This window comes from Stenotrophomonas terrae (genome assembly GCF_001431465.1).
GTDB lineage: Bacteria > Pseudomonadota > Gammaproteobacteria > Xanthomonadales > Xanthomonadaceae > Stenotrophomonas > Stenotrophomonas terrae.
Map to the genome: position 1 here is coordinate 79,960 of NZ_LDJJ01000041.1, position 13,876 is coordinate 93,835.

16 protein-coding genes are annotated in these 13,876 nt (G+C 64.5%); 8 read left to right on the top strand and 8 right to left on the bottom strand.

The window, feature by feature from the left end:
- Nucleotides 1–2: 2 nt before the first annotated feature.
- From ABB27_RS19975 to ABB27_RS12865, 3 genes are all read left to right on the top strand, one after another.
- Nucleotides 3–164: a hypothetical protein gene (locus ABB27_RS19975; RefSeq protein ID WP_161809651.1), complete on the top strand. Its 162-nt coding sequence runs from the start codon at nt 3–5 to the stop codon at nt 162–164.
- A gap of 645 nt (nt 165–809) precedes the next feature.
- Nucleotides 810–1,046 carry a hypothetical protein gene (locus tag ABB27_RS12860; RefSeq protein ID WP_057629184.1) on the top strand — a complete coding sequence of 79 codons (237 nt, stop codon included), beginning with the start codon at nt 810–812 and terminating at the stop codon, nt 1,044–1,046.
- A 352-nt stretch (nt 1,047–1,398) separates the two neighbouring features.
- A complete protein-coding gene (locus tag ABB27_RS12865; RefSeq protein ID WP_057629185.1) occupies nt 1,399–1,971 on the top strand; it encodes an OmpO family porin in 573 nt (190 codons plus the stop codon).
- Between the two features lie 612 nt (nt 1,972–2,583).
- On the opposite strand, the gene ABB27_RS12870 is transcribed toward ABB27_RS12865, so the two are convergent.
- The 5 genes from ABB27_RS12870 to ABB27_RS12890 all read right to left on the bottom strand — a co-directional run bounded on the left by ABB27_RS12870 (nt 2,584) and on the right by ABB27_RS12890 (nt 5,666).
- Nucleotides 2,584–3,612, bottom strand: coding sequence for an NAD(P)H-dependent glycerol-3-phosphate dehydrogenase (locus ABB27_RS12870; protein ID WP_057629186.1), 1,029 nt, complete (start codon nt 3,610–3,612; stop codon nt 2,584–2,586).
- Nucleotides 3,613–3,631: 19 nt separating this feature from the next.
- Nucleotides 3,632–4,147 (bottom strand): protein-export chaperone SecB, encoded by a 516-nt coding sequence (gene secB, locus ABB27_RS12875; protein WP_057629187.1) that lies wholly within the window; start codon nt 4,145–4,147, stop codon nt 3,632–3,634.
- A gap of 104 nt (nt 4,148–4,251) precedes the next feature.
- Nucleotides 4,252–4,689 (bottom strand): rhodanese-like domain-containing protein, encoded by a 438-nt coding sequence (locus tag ABB27_RS12880; protein ID WP_057629188.1) that lies wholly within the window; start codon nt 4,687–4,689, stop codon nt 4,252–4,254.
- 64 nt (nt 4,690–4,753) lie between these two features.
- Nucleotides 4,754–5,182 (bottom strand): hypothetical protein, encoded by a 429-nt coding sequence (locus ABB27_RS12885; protein ID WP_057629189.1) that lies wholly within the window; start codon nt 5,180–5,182, stop codon nt 4,754–4,756.
- A 25-nt stretch (nt 5,183–5,207) separates the two neighbouring features.
- Entirely contained in the window at nt 5,208–5,666 is a 459-nt protein-coding gene (locus ABB27_RS12890) for a YiiD C-terminal domain-containing protein (RefSeq protein WP_057629190.1), read from the bottom strand.
- A gap of 42 nt (nt 5,667–5,708) precedes the next feature.
- Here ABB27_RS12890 and ABB27_RS12895 point away from each other — a divergent pair, with 42 nt between their 5' ends.
- The 4 genes from ABB27_RS12895 (at nt 5,709) to ABB27_RS12910 (ending at nt 9,319) form a co-directional block, all read left to right on the top strand.
- Nucleotides 5,709–6,491 carry a uroporphyrinogen-III synthase gene (locus ABB27_RS12895; RefSeq protein ID WP_083491300.1) on the top strand — a complete coding sequence of 261 codons (783 nt, stop codon included), beginning with the start codon at nt 5,709–5,711 and terminating at the stop codon, nt 6,489–6,491.
- A 114-nt stretch (nt 6,492–6,605) separates the two neighbouring features.
- Nucleotides 6,606–7,583, top strand: coding sequence for a uroporphyrinogen-III C-methyltransferase (locus tag ABB27_RS12900; RefSeq protein WP_057629192.1), 978 nt, complete (start codon nt 6,606–6,608; stop codon nt 7,581–7,583).
- The gene (locus tag ABB27_RS12905; RefSeq protein ID WP_057629193.1) at nt 7,580–8,842 is read left to right on the top strand and encodes a heme biosynthesis protein HemY; all 1,263 of its coding nucleotides are present in this window, start codon (nt 7,580–7,582) and stop codon (nt 8,840–8,842) included. Before ABB27_RS12900 ends, ABB27_RS12905 begins: the two co-directional genes overlap by 4 nt.
- A 39-nt stretch (nt 8,843–8,881) precedes the next feature.
- The gene (locus ABB27_RS12910) at nt 8,882–9,319 is read left to right on the top strand and encodes a hypothetical protein (RefSeq protein ID WP_057629194.1); all 438 of its coding nucleotides are present in this window, start codon (nt 8,882–8,884) and stop codon (nt 9,317–9,319) included.
- A gap of 49 nt (nt 9,320–9,368) precedes the next feature.
- Here ABB27_RS12910 and ABB27_RS12915 read toward each other — a convergent pair whose 3' ends face one another.
- The 3 genes from ABB27_RS12915 to ABB27_RS12925 form a co-directional block, all read right to left on the bottom strand.
- Complete coding sequence (locus ABB27_RS12915; RefSeq protein WP_057629195.1) at nt 9,369–9,917, bottom strand: hypothetical protein; 549 nt, start codon at nt 9,915–9,917, stop codon at nt 9,369–9,371.
- Nucleotides 9,918–10,067: 150 nt separating this feature from the next.
- Nucleotides 10,068–11,015 (bottom strand): hypothetical protein, encoded by a 948-nt coding sequence (locus ABB27_RS12920; protein WP_057629196.1) that lies wholly within the window; start codon nt 11,013–11,015, stop codon nt 10,068–10,070.
- 142 nt (nt 11,016–11,157) lie between these two features.
- Nucleotides 11,158–12,453: an acetyl-CoA C-acetyltransferase gene (locus tag ABB27_RS12925; RefSeq protein WP_152984566.1), complete on the bottom strand. Its 1,296-nt coding sequence runs from the start codon at nt 12,451–12,453 to the stop codon at nt 11,158–11,160.
- 90 nt (nt 12,454–12,543) lie between these two features.
- Between ABB27_RS12925 and ABB27_RS12930 the strand changes: the two genes are divergently transcribed.
- Nucleotides 12,544–13,431: a hypothetical protein gene (locus ABB27_RS12930; RefSeq protein ID WP_057629208.1), complete on the top strand. Its 888-nt coding sequence runs from the start codon at nt 12,544–12,546 to the stop codon at nt 13,429–13,431.
- Nucleotides 13,432–13,876: the final 445 nt, after the last annotated feature.

Here is a 13,876-nt window from a genome sequence, read left to right on the forward strand (position 1 = left end):
GCTTGGACAAGAACGCCGGCGTGATGAAAGTCGCAAAGCCGATGTGTTTTGATCGTGAGGGTCGCGGCCTTTTTATTCATCGTGCGTTCGGACGGATCTACGAATCCGGCAAAACAATATGCAAAATCGGCAAGCACTGGCCGATGCAATTGCAATCGCTTTGATGGTGTGTGGAGTTCTTCGCTTTTAGTGGAAGCCTGACCGGCGCTGCCAATGCCTTGCCTGGAACTTGTACGGACTGACACCGCCAAGTCTGTGGCCGCATGTGATTTCTGAAATCGATTGATGTAGCCGTATAGGTGCGAGCTCGCCACTGTTCGACCGGTGTAGATATGTCTGTCGATCCGCTCCTTGTTCAAACAGCCTAAGAAGGGCTCAACGACCGCGTTATTCCAGCAGTTTCCGTACCTGTTGATGCTTGGCGCAAAGTCGTTTCCCTTGCAGCAACGCCGCCATGCATCGCTTCCACATCGCGAGTGTTGCGAGCTTCGTCGGAATGGATCTAGGCGTTGCGTGAACTTCGATTGCGTACGGAATTCTCCGGAAGAATTTCCGATGGGTCGTCGGCCTGAAAGAACAGCCAACAACTTGCGTGGGAAAGAACCCAGGACCACGGCCAGATACAGCGCGCGCTCCCAGACGCGTATGTAAATGATTTCTGTCACCCATGCTTCGTTCCACCGCGATACGGAGAACCGACGCTGGCGCGTGTTTGCCATCAAGACCTGAGGCCTGGCAACCGGGATGTGCCGCATACTAGAAGCGTGCAGCGCGCATAAGCCGTCCGCTCGCATCAAACGCGCAAGTTGATGCATGCTTTCCCTCTTGCAGGTGATGGCGACTTCAATCTGCAAGTGGCACAGACGATCCGAGAGCAAGGCCTGAACGTTGCTCAGGTCTGCCGGAAGCAAAAGCTGGCCAAGTACAACGTCGAACAAACAGGCCAGGCAGGCATCGGCGAGTTGCAGCGGGAAAATCAGCGCCGGTGCGAGCACATGCCGTTGCTGGAAAGCATCGCCCTTCTTCTCCCCCGCCAGCTGGTGTGATCCAGCAATTGATCGATCAGTGGCAGAAGAAGGCCAGCACTGCAGACTTCGCTCAGGCGGCCGACGCAGCGCCCGGGCAGCTGGTGGGCTGTCCTGCCCCGCGCACCCATCGAAAGGGACCGGCGCTGTCTTCCGCGCCAGTGACCGCATTCAGCGGTTCCAGAAGAAGCAGCCACGTTCTCCCACCGCTACCAGAACAGCCGGACAAAGTTCCCTGTTCTTCACCTTAATTTATGTACTGCTCAGTTTGGTATTCAGGGTGGATTCCGTCGGCTAACGGATAATTCACAACTATCGAACGGCCACAGATTCAGGCCGCATCGATCAAGACCAATAACGAGGTAATGCCGAAATGAAGACTTCTTTGATCGCTTTGGGCCTGCTGGCCGCCCTCCCGTTCGCCGCTTCGGCTGCCGATGGCCTGTCCTACAACTATGTTGAAGGCGGCTACGTGAATACCGATGCCAAGGGCGGAGACGCCGATGGTTGGGCAGTGAAGGGCTCGGTCGCGGTACACCCGAACTTCCATGTGTTCGGTGAGTACAACGCTCAGGAAACCGACAAGAGCAAGGTTGACGTGGACCAGTGGCGCCTGGGTGTTGGCTACAACTACACCGTGGCCCCGAACACCGACCTGCTGGCTCGTGCGGCCTACCAGAAGCTGGATCTCGAGTACGGCCCGAAGTTCAGTGGCTACAGCGCTGAAGTCGGCGTGCGCACCGCCTTCACCCAGAACTTCGAAGGCTATGCCCTGGCTGGTTACGAGAACTACAGCAAGAAGCGCGGCTACGACCCGGACGGCGAGTTCTACGGCCGCGTTGGCGCCACCGCCAAGTTCACCCCGAACTGGGGCCTGACCGGCGAAGTGAAGCTGGCCAAGGCTGGCGACAAGGAATGGTTCGTCGGCCCGCGCTTCACCTGGTAAGCGACAAAGCTGCAAGCAACAAGTAGTGGTGTTGTAAGGCGCGTGACCTCTCTCCCACGCGCCGCTGGAAGCCCGGTCCTCCCCCGACCGGGCTTCTTTTTTTGTGCGCTCGGCACCGCCTGCTGTAGTGCCGAGCCATGCTCGGCAGAGGCTTCACCAACAACCCCCACAGCCGCAAGATTTCTGTGTAGGAGCGGCGTAAGCCGCGAAGCTGACGTTGCTGATGCGATCGGCAGCCACCACAGCTGATGGTGCACCGGCTTCGCGGCTTACGCCGCTCCTACAAAGAGCCAGAGAGCCAACACCTCCCGGGTGCGATGCGCTTACCCGGGCTACGTCCCTGGCTCATGTAGTGCCGAGCCATGCTCGGCAGGAGCGTCACCAACAACCCCACAGCGGCGAAATTCTTTGTAGGAGCGGCGTAAGCCGCGAAGCCGATGCCTCATCAGATCGCATAGGTTGCCAAGGGTTTCAGCAAAGTTAGCTTCGCGGTTTACGCCGCTCCCACAAAGAGCCAAAAGGCCAGAGAGCCCGCGCATCCGCGCTGCACGAAAAGAAGAGCGCAAAAAAAAGCCCGGCATTGCCGGGCTTTTCTTCATTCTTTGCGCATCCTTACTTGAACAGCGTGTCCGGGTATTCCGGCTTCTGCTCGCGGGCCAGCAACTGCTGCAGGCCTTCGGAGGGGCTCAACTCGCCGTGCAGTACCGACTGCACCGCCTTGGAGATCGGCAGGTCGATGCCGTGACGATCCGCCTGGCGCATGACTTCATCGGCGGTCTGCACCGATTCCACCACCTGGCCGATTTCCTTCACCGCATCGGACAGGCTCTGGCCGCGGCCAAGCGCCAGACCCAGGCGACGGTTGCGCGACAGATCGCCGGTGCTGGTCAGCACCAGATCGCCAAGGCCCGCCAGGCCCATCAGGGTCTCAGGCTTGCCACCAATGGCAGCGGCCAACCGCAACATCTCGTTGAGGCCGCGGGTGATCAGGCCGGCACGGGCGTTCAAGCCCAGCTGCATGCCATCGGCCACGCCAGTCGCCACCGCCAGCACGTTCTTCATTGCCCCGCCCAACTCGGCACCGACCATGTCGTCACCGGTATAGGCGCGGAATGCCGGGCCGTGCATGGCGTCGGCCACCTGCTGGGAGAACGCCTCGTCATCGCCGTGCACGGTGATGGCGGTGGGCAGGCCCAGGGTGACTTCCTTGGCGAAGGACGGACCGGTGACGACGGCCAACGGCACGTCCGGGCCCAGCACTTCGCGCGCTACCTCATGCAGGAAACGCCCCGAGCCGGGCTCGAAGCCCTTGGTCGCCCAGGCCACGCCCGCAGCAGCCGGCCGCAACGGCGCCAGCGCGCGCACGGTCTCGGCAAAGGCATGTGACGGCACCACCACCAGGATCCAGTCTGCACCGGCAACGGTGGCAGCCAGGTCGGTGCTGGCACGCAGGGATTCGGGCAAGGGAATCCCCGGCAGATACCGGGGATTCTCATGACGCTGATCAATCGCTTCGATTACCGCTGCATCACGCCCCCACAGCACGGTCGTATGACCGTGCCGGGCCAATAGCGTGGCCAGCGCGGTGCCCCAGGAGCCCGCGCCGAGAACGGCGATCTTTTTCGCGTCGTTCGTACTCATGCTTGAACGCAGACGCCGATCAGGCGTTGCCAGCCGGCTCGGAGTCGGCCAGCGACGGCTCGCCCTGCTGCTGACGCTGACGCAGGGTTTCGGCGTACAGGCCTTCAAAGTTGATCGGCTGCAGGTAGAACGGCGGGAAGCCGCCAGCCTGGATCAGGTCCGACACCATCGAACGCACGTACGGGAACAGGATGTTCGGGCACTGGGTGCCGAGCAGCACGTCGATTGCCTGCGGCTCCAGGCCGATCAGGCCGAACACGCCAGCCTGCTCCACTTCGGCCACATAGGCGGTCTTGTCGCCGGCCTTGCAGGTCAGGGTCACGCCCAGCACCACTTCAAAAGCGGTGTCGGACAGGCGCTGCACCTTCTGGTTCAGGTTCAGCTGCAGGTCCGGCTGCACGTTCTCGTTGAAGATCGTCGGGGAGTTCGGTGACTCGAAAGAAACGTCCTTGACGTAGATCTTCTCGATGGTGAAAGCCGGGCCGGTGGCGGATTCGTCGGCCGGGACTACGCCGTTGGTGTTCTCTTCGGACATTGCTCAAGACTCCAGAACAGATTGTTCATTGAATGGGATTAGTACAAGACCAGCGATGGGGGCGATTGCCCGCCGACACAAGCCCTAGCTGAAAATTTGCTGACTCAGTTGCGGCCCTTGACCAGCAGCAGGTCCGCCGCCTGCCATGCCGGCAGGCCACCATCGAGCACATAAACCTGCTCGTAACCGGCTTTTTTCAGGGCTTTGGCCGCCGTTGCCGAGGCATTGCCGGTACGGCAAAGCAGCACCACCGGGCTCTGCTTGGCATTGGCCAGCAGCTTGTGCGCGGGGGTCAACTGCGCCGGCTGCACATTGCGGCTACCGGCAATATGGCCCTTCTCGAAGTCGGCAGCGGCCGACAGATCGATCACGGTCGCACCACCGGCATTGATCATATGGGTCAATTCGGACGGCTTGAGCGATTTATAGCCACGGAACAAGCGCGCGATCTCGGTGGCAATGATGGCCACCGTCAGGCCGACCAGGGCCAGCGACAGCATCGGATTTCGGCCGGCGAAGGCCAGCAACTCTTCGTAATTCACTCAGGTCACGGGTCGATAAGCGGGCAGGGATTGTCGCACAGCCGGTGAAAGCCCAGCCAATGGCTCATTGGCCCTGCCACAGATCCGGCAAACCGGCCGCCTGCCACCAGCGTTTGGTCTCCGCATCCCAGCGCCAGCGCTCGTTCACCATGACCAGCCGCTCGGCCTGAGTATTACGGTTGATGACGCCCATTTCCACCCGCCGCTCGATGCTGCCATCGGCGCCCACGCCGGCCGAACGCTCGCGGTAGCTGGACACCTGGATCTGCCGGTAACGCTCACGCTGCAGGTCGCTCAGCGGGTGCTGCTGCAGGTATTGGGGGTCGATGAAGCCTTCAGCCTTGTCGAAATCGCCCCAGCGCACGGCCGCCACATAGGCATCCTGGGTAGGCACCAGCTTGCTGCGCTGGGCCCGGCTCGGCCCATCGGCATGGGCCACGTTGGCCACCAGCAACAGCGCAACAGCAATGGACTTCAACAGTTGTCGGTACATGCGGCCCCCTCGGTGATGGCTGATCTTAGCCCTTGCTCAGCGCCACGAAGCGCCCTTCGAACTCGGCCGCGCCGCCTTCGATCGCCGCCCGCACGGTTATCCGCGCCCGGCCGCGCTTGCCGAACAGGGTCAGGAAGTCGTCCCAGTCCTGCTCCGGCGCCAGCCGGGCGGTTGCCAGCAGATCGCCATAGACCGGCGCGCGGTAGCGGATATTGCTGTCGGCCACGTACACCTCGGCCTGCTTGCCGGCCAAGGCCAGGCGCATGCTGACCAGTGCCCAGCCGGACAAGGTCATCACCGACGCCAGGCTGCCGCCAAAGGCATTGCCCTTGTCGTTGACGTTGGCATCCAACGGCGCCTGCATGCGCAGCACACCATTGTCATAGCTGGCGATGCGGATACCCATCGCCGCAACCGGCGGCATTGCCGCAAGCGTGCGCTGGAGTTCTGCCAGCAACACGGATTCATCAATATGTTCGGACATGGAAGACAACGAAAAACGGAAAGCGCCCGCATAATGCATGGAATGAACCGCCCCGCCTATGTGCCAGCCGACACGGTCTGGCATCTCATCTCGATGCGTCCGCAAGGGCAACACGACACCCTGCGCAGCGCGGCAGCGCGTTTGGGTGCACGTACGGTGGCGTTGTCACCGTGGCGGCTGCAGATGCGTACCGATGAGGCAAGCCGCGCACAGATGGCCAGCGCCCGCGACTGTGATCGCGTGGTGTTCACCAGCCCGGCTGCGGCGGAGGCAGCAGCGCGCTTGCTGCCCTTGGGCGAGCTGCGTGCAGGCAGCGTGGTGGCCGTCGGTGAGGGCACCGCGCGCGTATTGCGCCGGCATGGCGTCGCCAAGGTGCATGCCCCCAGCCGGATGGACAGTGAAGGTCTGCTGGCGCTGCCGGCCATGCAGCAGCTGCGCGGCCTGCGGGTAGCGCTGGTCACCGCCCCCGGTGGCCGCGGCGTGATTGCCGCACAGATCAGCGCACGTGGCGCCACCCTGCAGCGCATCGATGTCTACGAGCGGCTGCCACTGCCGGTCAGCAAGGCCACCATTGCCCGCCTGCTGGCCCTGCCGCCGCCCTATGTGCTGGCACTGAGCAGCGGCGAAGCACTGCAGACCGTACTGCCGTATCTGCCGCCGGCATTGCTGGAACAGTGGCAGCAGGCACCGGTGGTCGCTGCCAGTGAACGGCTGGCCGAGCTGGCCGCCGAACTCGGTTTCAGCCAGCTGCACCTTGCCGCGGGGCCCTTGCCCGGGCAGCTGGCCAGCGCCGCCCACGCCGCGCTGTTCCCGGCCGCCGGCTGAGTGCGCAACTAAAGGCGACTTGCAGGGCTGCAGCGCGCGGGCGATGCTTTGCCAGCACCAATTGCGTGGTCACCCTTGTGTCGTGGCCATGCCCGCCAAGGATGTTGCCCCCCGATGAATGATGTCGCCCCCGCTCCACCACGCCGCCCACTGCGCTGGCTGCTGCCACTGATCGCGATTGCCGCGCTGGGTGCGGCGGGCTGGTTTGGCTGGCATAGCTGGCAGACCCGCCAGCAGCAGGCCAACCTGGCCCGCGACAGCGCCATCCAGCAGCTGGCGGCGATGCAGCAAGGGCTGGAAGCACTGCGCCGCGATCAACGCGCCAACGCGCGCAGCATCCAGGACGCCGCCGCCACCAACCGGGTGCTGCGTGATGAAGTTCTGGGCCTGGGCCAGCGCAGTGCGCTGCTGGAACAGAACCTGGCACAGCTGGCCGACAGTTCACGCCAGGGCGCGCAGGCCGTGCACCGCGAAGAAGCCGAACTGCTGCTCAACCAGGCCCAGCAGCGGCTGGTTTTCGCCGGTGACCTGGACGGCGCACGCCGCCTGTACGGCTTGGCCGCCAGCGCCCTGGACAGCATCGACAGCCCCGACTACCTCAACCTGCGCCAGGCCCTGATCCAGGAACGCAACGCCCTGGACGCCCTGGGCCCCGGCGTCCGTGCCCGCACTGCGGCCGAGCTTGAACAATGGGCCGGCCAGCTCGAGCATCTGCCCGAGCACCTGCAGGCGCCGGCCGATGCCGCCCAGCCGTGGTGGCAGCAGCTGCTGTCGCCGCTGGTGCAGATCCGCCCGGCCGACGGCAAAGTGCTGATCGCCCGCTCCGAGCGCATCGCCGCCAATGATTCATTGCAGATCGAACTGAGCCTGGCCCGTGCGGCGCTGGAACGCGGCGATGACAAGGCCTGGCAGCAGGCATTGGACCGCTGCGATGGCTGGTTGCAACGGCTGTGGCCGGACTCGCCGCAGCGCCAGCAACGGCGCGCCGAACTGCAGCAGCTGCGCAGCGTCGAACTGCGCCCCAACCTGCCCGAGCTGGGCAGCACCCTGCAGCAGCTGCGCAGCATGCGCGCCGCCGAGGACGCACCATGAAGGCTTTCCAATCCCTGTTGCTGGTACTGCTGGTTGCGGCCATCGGCATTTTTGGCGCGCAGTGGCTGGGCCAGGAATCGGTCCGTGCGCTGGGCGAGGTGATTGTCCGCGCCGGTGACCACGACTACATCGCCACCCTGCCGCAGGCGGCCTTGGCGGTGCTGATTGCCGCCCTGCTGCTGTGGTTGCTGTGGACCCTGCTCAGCACCCCGTTCCGGGCCTGGGCCAGGCACCGCCGCAAGCAGGGCCGGGCACGCCTGATCGATGGTCTGCAGGCGCTGGACAACGGCCAATGGCAGCGCGCCGAAAAACTGCTGCAGAGCGCGGCCAGCGACAAGACCGTACGCCCGATCGCGCTGGTCGCGGCCATGCGTGCGGCCGAAGCACGCGAAGACAACAGCAGCGCCGGTCAGCACCTGCAGCAACTGGCAGACGCCGACCCGCACCTGCATGCCCTGCACAGCGCCGAGCGCTGGCTGCAGCTGGACAAACCATTGGAAGCGATCAACGCGCTGGACCTGCCCGCCCTGCAACCGCTGCCGCCGCGCGGCCTGCTGCTGCGCACCGAGGCGCTGCAACGTGCCGGTCGCGCCGAAGAGGCCTACGGCCAGCTGGGCGCGCTGCGCCAGCAACAGGTGCTGCCGGCCAGCGCCGTGGCCGAGCTGGAAACCCAGCTGGCCCTGCAGATGCTCGACGAAGCCGGCGACGTCAACGCGCTGGCGGCACGCTGGGAAGTGCTGCCCAAATCGCTGCGGGTCAGCCCCGTCGCGGTTGCACGTTATGCACAGCGCGCGGTCGCCCTGAACTGGGCCGACGTGGCCCTGCGCAGCATCGAGCAGACCCTGGACAGTCATTGGGACGAAACCCTGGTCACGCTGTACGCGCAGCTGCCGGTGGACAAGCTGGATTCACGCCGCGCCAGTGCACAGCGCTGGCTGCAGGCGCATCCCTCCAGCCCCGCCCTGCTGCTGGCGCTCGCCCGTCTGGCCAGCGGCCAGGGCCAATGGGCGCAGGCCGAGGAGTTCCTGCATCGCGCCATCGCCCAAGGTGCTGGTGCCGAGGCCTGGGAAGCTTTGGGCGAAGGCTTTGCCGCGCAGCAGGAGCCTGCATTGGCCAGCGAGTGCCTGCTCAATGCGCTGCGCGAACGCCGCGGCCAGCCGGTGCAGCCGATCCAACGCCGCAACCTGCACCAGCAGATCCAGGACCAGGCCGTGGCCGAGGAACGCGACGCCCATGGCTATCCGCGTTTGCCCGGTTGAGTCTCAAGAATCCAGCCCCCCGCATTGCCAACCGACACGATGAAAATACCCCCGGATATCCACGAACGCGTAGCTGACCTGGCTGCGGAAATCGTCAATGCAGGGCAGGCCGGCGACAACCGTTCCAGCTGGGCTTTGTACGATGAGCTCCGCAACTACTGTGAAGCAGTCGCCAGCGAAGGACGCGACCATCCTTTCCTCTGGGAAACCCTGGCTGACTTCACCGCCGATGACCAGGCCGCCATCGCGCTATACCAACGCGCCCTGCCACTGGCGGTGGCGGCCGGTGCCGACGAATACAGCGCTTCCATCCATCTTGCACTGGCCGAACGCTACGCCAATCTCGATGCAGCGCAGGCAGCCCACGACCATGCCCTGCAGGCGGATGCAATTGCGCGTGGCACCGACGATTTGCCGCTGCGCCAGGCCATCAGCCAGTTCCTGCTGGACCATTCACAGCCGCCCAGCGAAGACTGACCGATCCACGCCGACACGCATTGCGGGCCGGCGTGATCGCTGCCGTCAGTTAGTCGCGGCGGTACGGATAGCGCGGCAGACGCGCCAGAAACGCCGTGGATACCCCGCGATACACCGCCAGCTCCACATCGATCTTCTTCGGCTTGAGTATCTGCATTCCTATCAAGCCCCATAGCAGCATCACCAGAAACGCCAGAATGCCCAGGCCGATCACCGCGCCGCTGTCGAACAGGAAGCAGCCGAACAAGGGCACCAGCGATGACCAGGCCATCATGATGAAATTCAGCCGCCGCTTGCGGTGTTCGGAACACAGCCCGACGTGATGCACGGCCTGCTTGCGCACCGCCAATGCCGCAATCAGATAGACCAGGAAGTGCAGCAGGATGAGCAGGTACAACCAGGGCGAGTGCCAGTAGAAACTGCGCTTGCGGTATTCCAGCGCTGGCCGCCCACACTTGACGCAGTAACGTGGCAGATCGCTATGCGGCAATGCCAGCAGCTGATCACCATCACGCCAGCAGGTGGCCTCGGCAGACCCGCTGTTGGTCAGCGGCGGCGGCACCGCCTCCGGCGCTGCATATGGGTTGAACTCGTCCATCGATTGCATCCCCTGTGAGTGCGCGGCGGGCCGCCTCCCGAGCGACCCGCGCCTACGCCGACGGCGTGGCAGCGAAGTATGCGACAGCCAGCTCTTCCGGCGGAATACCCGCAGGGTGTATTCCGTCGCGCCGCCCTGCACCGGCAGCGCTCAGCGTCGGCGCTGTTCCGGCGCGACCTCACGGGCTGTGTCACTGGCCTCCGCGTCGACGGCCATTTCCGCCGCATTGACCGCATCTGCTGCCGCTGCGGCAGCGTCGGCTGCATCCACAGCAGCGTCTGCGGCGGCTTGCGCGGCTGCATGCGCGGCGGACACCGGCAGCTCATCAACCCGCGCAGGCGACCCCTCCGCAGCCTTGTTTTGCAGCGGCGCATTGGCATCCACCGCCATGGCGCTCATCGCATTGTTGGCGGCGATAAGCTGCAGCTGCTGTGCAATTTCGGCGGCGTACTGCCGGCGGGTAGATTCACTGTCCGGCCCGACCACCAACTGCTCCGGCAGCGGCTGCAGGCGCTCAAAGCGAGCGCGGGCGGCGTCGAACTGCGACAGCCTGCGCTCCCATTCGCCCAGCAGCATCTGGCAATACAACCAGGGCGCATCGCGCTCGGCCGCAGCGCGCGCATCCGGGCACTGCTGAGCAACAGCCGCCGCCGCAGCCTGCACGTAGCGCGGGTATTGCGCAGGCGAGGCCTGCCAGGTTGCGCTCTGCAGCACACCGGCGCGGTCGCGGGCCGGCGCGTCAATGGCTTCAAACAAGTGCGCCAGCAGCCAGTAGCTGGTCTCGGTGCCGCGCATGTGTTGGTAGTGATCGCTTGCCACCACTGCGCCCAGGCGCTTGAGCTCCTCGGCGCTGAAGTCGTCCTTGTAGATCACAAAGCCATTGCCCGGGCAGGACACCAGCGGCCACGGCGATTGGATGGCGCCATGCAGGCGGCCGTCGAGGAAATGCCCGAACGCCGTGCCCGACCCCATTTCCTGCGCGCTGAAGCGCTCACCGCCAATCGGGCAGACGTGCTCCACCTTCATGAAGGTCATCGCAGCGGCGGGCGCCGCCCATCCTGACAACAGCACAGCCAAACCAATCGCGATGCGCTTCATGCCCTGTCCCCATCCTTTGGTGAACAGACAATAGGAGGGCCCAGCCATCCTCGGCAAGAGCACCGTAGTGCCGACCCATGGTCGGCAAGGGGCATTACCGGTAAGGCCTCTGCCGAGCATGGCTCGGCACTACAGGACTACATCAGCGCTCGACGATGGCAACCACGCCCATGCCGCCGGCGGTGCAGATCGACACCAGCGCGCGGCCACCGCCGCGGGCGGCCAGTTCCTTGGCGACGGTGCCGATGATGCGGGCGCCGGTCGCTGCGAACGGGTGGCCGGTGGCCAGCGACGAACCCAGCGGGTTGATCTTGTCCGGATCGATGCGGCCCAGCGCGGCATCCAGGCCCAGACGGTTGCGGCAGTACTCCTCGCTCTCCCAGGCGCGCAGCGTGCACAGCACCTGCGCGGCAAAGGCTTCGTGGATTTCGTAGATGTCGAAATCCTGCAGGGTCAGGCCGTTGCGCTTGAGCATCTCCGGCACGGCGATGGTCGGTGCCATCAGCAGGCCTTCGCCATGCACGAAGTCCACCGCCGCCACCTGCGAATCGCGCAGATAGGCCAGCGGCTCGTGGCCGTGGGCGCGCGCCCATTCCTCGCTGGCCAGCAGCACCGCGGCGGCACCGTCGGTCAGCGGGGTGGAGTTGGCGGCGGTCAAGGTGCCACGGCCGGAACTCTTGTCGAAGGCCGGCTTCAAGGTGGCCAGCTTTTCCAGCGAGGTGTCCGGGCGCAGGATGTTGTCACGCTCGACGCCACGGAACGGCGCGATCAGATCGCTGAAGAAGCCGCGCTCGTAAGCAGCAGCCAGCTTCTTGTGCGAGGACACCGCCCACTCGTCCTGCGAGTCGCGCGAGATGTTCCACTCCTTGGCCATGTCCTCGCAGTGGTCGCCCATGCTCTTGCCGGTGCGCGGCTCGGCCACGCCGGGGAACTCGGGCTTGAGCTCAGAGAACTTGAAGCCCTTGAGCAGGGTGCGGATCTTGTCGCCGGTGCTCTTGGCGCGGTTGGCGGCCAGCAGGCGCGCGCGCAGCTTCTTGCCATAGACGATCGGCACGTCCGAGGTGGTATCCGAGCCGCCGCCGATACCGGACTCGATCTGGCCCAGGGCGATCTTGTTGGCCACGGTGATGATGCTGTCCAGCGAGGTACCACAGGCACGTTGCAGGGTGATGCCCGGGGTCAGCGGCGACAGCCCGGACGACAGCGCGGCCTCGCGGCCCAGGTTCCAGTCGCTGGGGTGCTTGATCACCGCGCCCATCGCCACTTCGCCCAACTGCTGGCCGTGCAGGCCGAACCGTTCAACAAGCGCGCCAAGCGTACGGACTGACATGCCAAGATTGCCGACATCCGAATAAGCAGTGTTCTGGCGGCAGAACGGGATGCGGACGCCACCGAGGATGGCGACTGGACGAGCGCTGGGCATGCGGGTACCTGACATGGGAATGAGTATGCGACGTGGCCTGTCTGCGATAGCAGGCATAATGGTGTTGAGTGTAGCTTCGAGGCCGTGATGGGCCAACCGCGAATCATGAGCAATTCAAACCCTGACGTGAACGCCCTGGGCGTAGTGGCATTGGAACTGGCTGGCGGCGAGCAGCCCGGCAAGGCAGCCCTGGGCTCGGAGGCCGCCGGTGAACTGGTGGCGCTGATCGGCCGCGATCTGACCAAGCTGGTGCCGCAGGTCAGCGAACTGGACCTGGTTTTCGCTGCCGCGCATTTCGACCCGGCCGAAGTCCTGCGTCCCGGCCTGCCCATTCATCGCCGCCTGGAAGAACTGCAGATGCGTGCGCCCGGGCGCAACCACGGCGCACGCCTGCTGGCGTTCGGCGCCGATGCCAATGGCGAGATCCCGTTGCCGCTGCAGGCCGATCCGGCCCTGAGTGGCGGCGCACTGCGGCTGCTGCCGTTCGTGCTGGCCGGCGGTGAGCCCGGCGTGCGCAGCGCCGTCCGCGACGCGCTGGAAGAGGTGCTGCTGGCCAACGGCATGGCGCAGCCTGACACCGCGCTGCTGGCCCAGAACAGCTTTGCCGCACAGATCGAACATGCGCGCTATTTCACCGTCAACGATCTGGCCGCGATGATGGCCATGCAATACGACAACCAGGGCCTGGCCGATCTGTGGCCGCTGCTGGAAACGGCGATGTTCGCGCCCAACGAAGAACAGTGGCTGGACATCTCCCCCGAGCCGCTGCTGCGTTATGTCGGCGGCGAAGTGCGCATGGCCTTGTTTGATCCGGCCGGCTGGTGCGCGCACTACGCCCAGGACAAAAACGACTGCGACCGCCTGCAGCGCGTCTACGAGCAGTACATGATGCGCCAGCGGCAGATGGCCGCCGTGCTGGAAGCGCATGGCATCGACGTGCTGTATGTGCACGTGAATGCCGGCCAGGATGCGAAGGCGCTGCTGGCGCATTGAGCGCCAGTGAGTCTCTGCACAAAAGGCCGCGCAAGCGGCCTTTTCTGTTGCTGGAATCTGGAGTGCTGCATGCACTGCTTCCTCCCTTTGCCGAAGGCAAGGGGAGGGTTGGGGAGGGGTGCGTTTGCTGTTGTCTTTTGCCCTTGCCTGAATCATCCAAACAGAAGGATCAGCGGCGAGTCATGGCGAAAATCTGAGTGGAGAGCAAGTGCAAAAGCCAAGGCCAGAGCCAAAGCCAAAGCACCCCTCCCCAACCCTCCCCTACGCGTTGCGCAAGGGAGGGAGACAAGCCAGAAGCGCAGCTAAGCACACAACCACAGCAGTCTCTTATACAAATCTGACGCTGACGACGATATGCAGTGTGTATGTGCCTGTGGTTGCCTTATACTACAAACAACACAAATTATGTAATATCACCACTGATAATATAGGACGACGAGACAAA

Excerpts from the sequence above, each read along its gene's own strand:
- ABB27_RS12860 (WP_057629184.1), top strand. The coding sequence starts at position 810 with ATGCATGCTTTCCCTCTTGCAGGTGATGGCGACTTCAATCTGCAAGTG.
- ABB27_RS12865 (WP_057629185.1), top strand. The coding sequence starts at position 1,399 with ATGAAGACTTCTTTGATCGCTTTGGGCCTGCTGGCCGCCCTCCCGTTC.
- ABB27_RS12870 (WP_057629186.1), bottom strand. The coding sequence starts at position 3,612 with ATGAGTACGAACGACGCGAAAAAGATCGCCGTTCTCGGCGCGGGCTCC.
- secB (WP_057629187.1), bottom strand. The coding sequence starts at position 4,147 with ATGTCCGAAGAGAACACCAACGGCGTAGTCCCGGCCGACGAATCCGCC.
- ABB27_RS12885 (WP_057629189.1), bottom strand. The coding sequence starts at position 5,182 with ATGTACCGACAACTGTTGAAGTCCATTGCTGTTGCGCTGTTGCTGGTG.
- ABB27_RS12890 (WP_057629190.1), bottom strand. The coding sequence starts at position 5,666 with ATGTCCGAACATATTGATGAATCCGTGTTGCTGGCAGAACTCCAGCGC.
- ABB27_RS12895 (WP_083491300.1), top strand. The coding sequence starts at position 5,709 with ATGAACCGCCCCGCCTATGTGCCAGCCGACACGGTCTGGCATCTCATC.
- ABB27_RS12900 (WP_057629192.1), top strand. The coding sequence starts at position 6,606 with ATGAATGATGTCGCCCCCGCTCCACCACGCCGCCCACTGCGCTGGCTG.
- ABB27_RS12905 (WP_057629193.1), top strand. The coding sequence starts at position 7,580 with ATGAAGGCTTTCCAATCCCTGTTGCTGGTACTGCTGGTTGCGGCCATC.
- ABB27_RS12910 (WP_057629194.1), top strand. The coding sequence starts at position 8,882 with ATGAAAATACCCCCGGATATCCACGAACGCGTAGCTGACCTGGCTGCG.
- ABB27_RS12915 (WP_057629195.1), bottom strand. The coding sequence starts at position 9,917 with ATGGACGAGTTCAACCCATATGCAGCGCCGGAGGCGGTGCCGCCGCCG.
- ABB27_RS12920 (WP_057629196.1), bottom strand. The coding sequence starts at position 11,015 with ATGAAGCGCATCGCGATTGGTTTGGCTGTGCTGTTGTCAGGATGGGCG.
- ABB27_RS12925 (WP_152984566.1), bottom strand. The coding sequence starts at position 12,453 with ATGTCAGGTACCCGCATGCCCAGCGCTCGTCCAGTCGCCATCCTCGGT.
- ABB27_RS12930 (WP_057629208.1), top strand. The coding sequence starts at position 12,544 with ATGAGCAATTCAAACCCTGACGTGAACGCCCTGGGCGTAGTGGCATTG.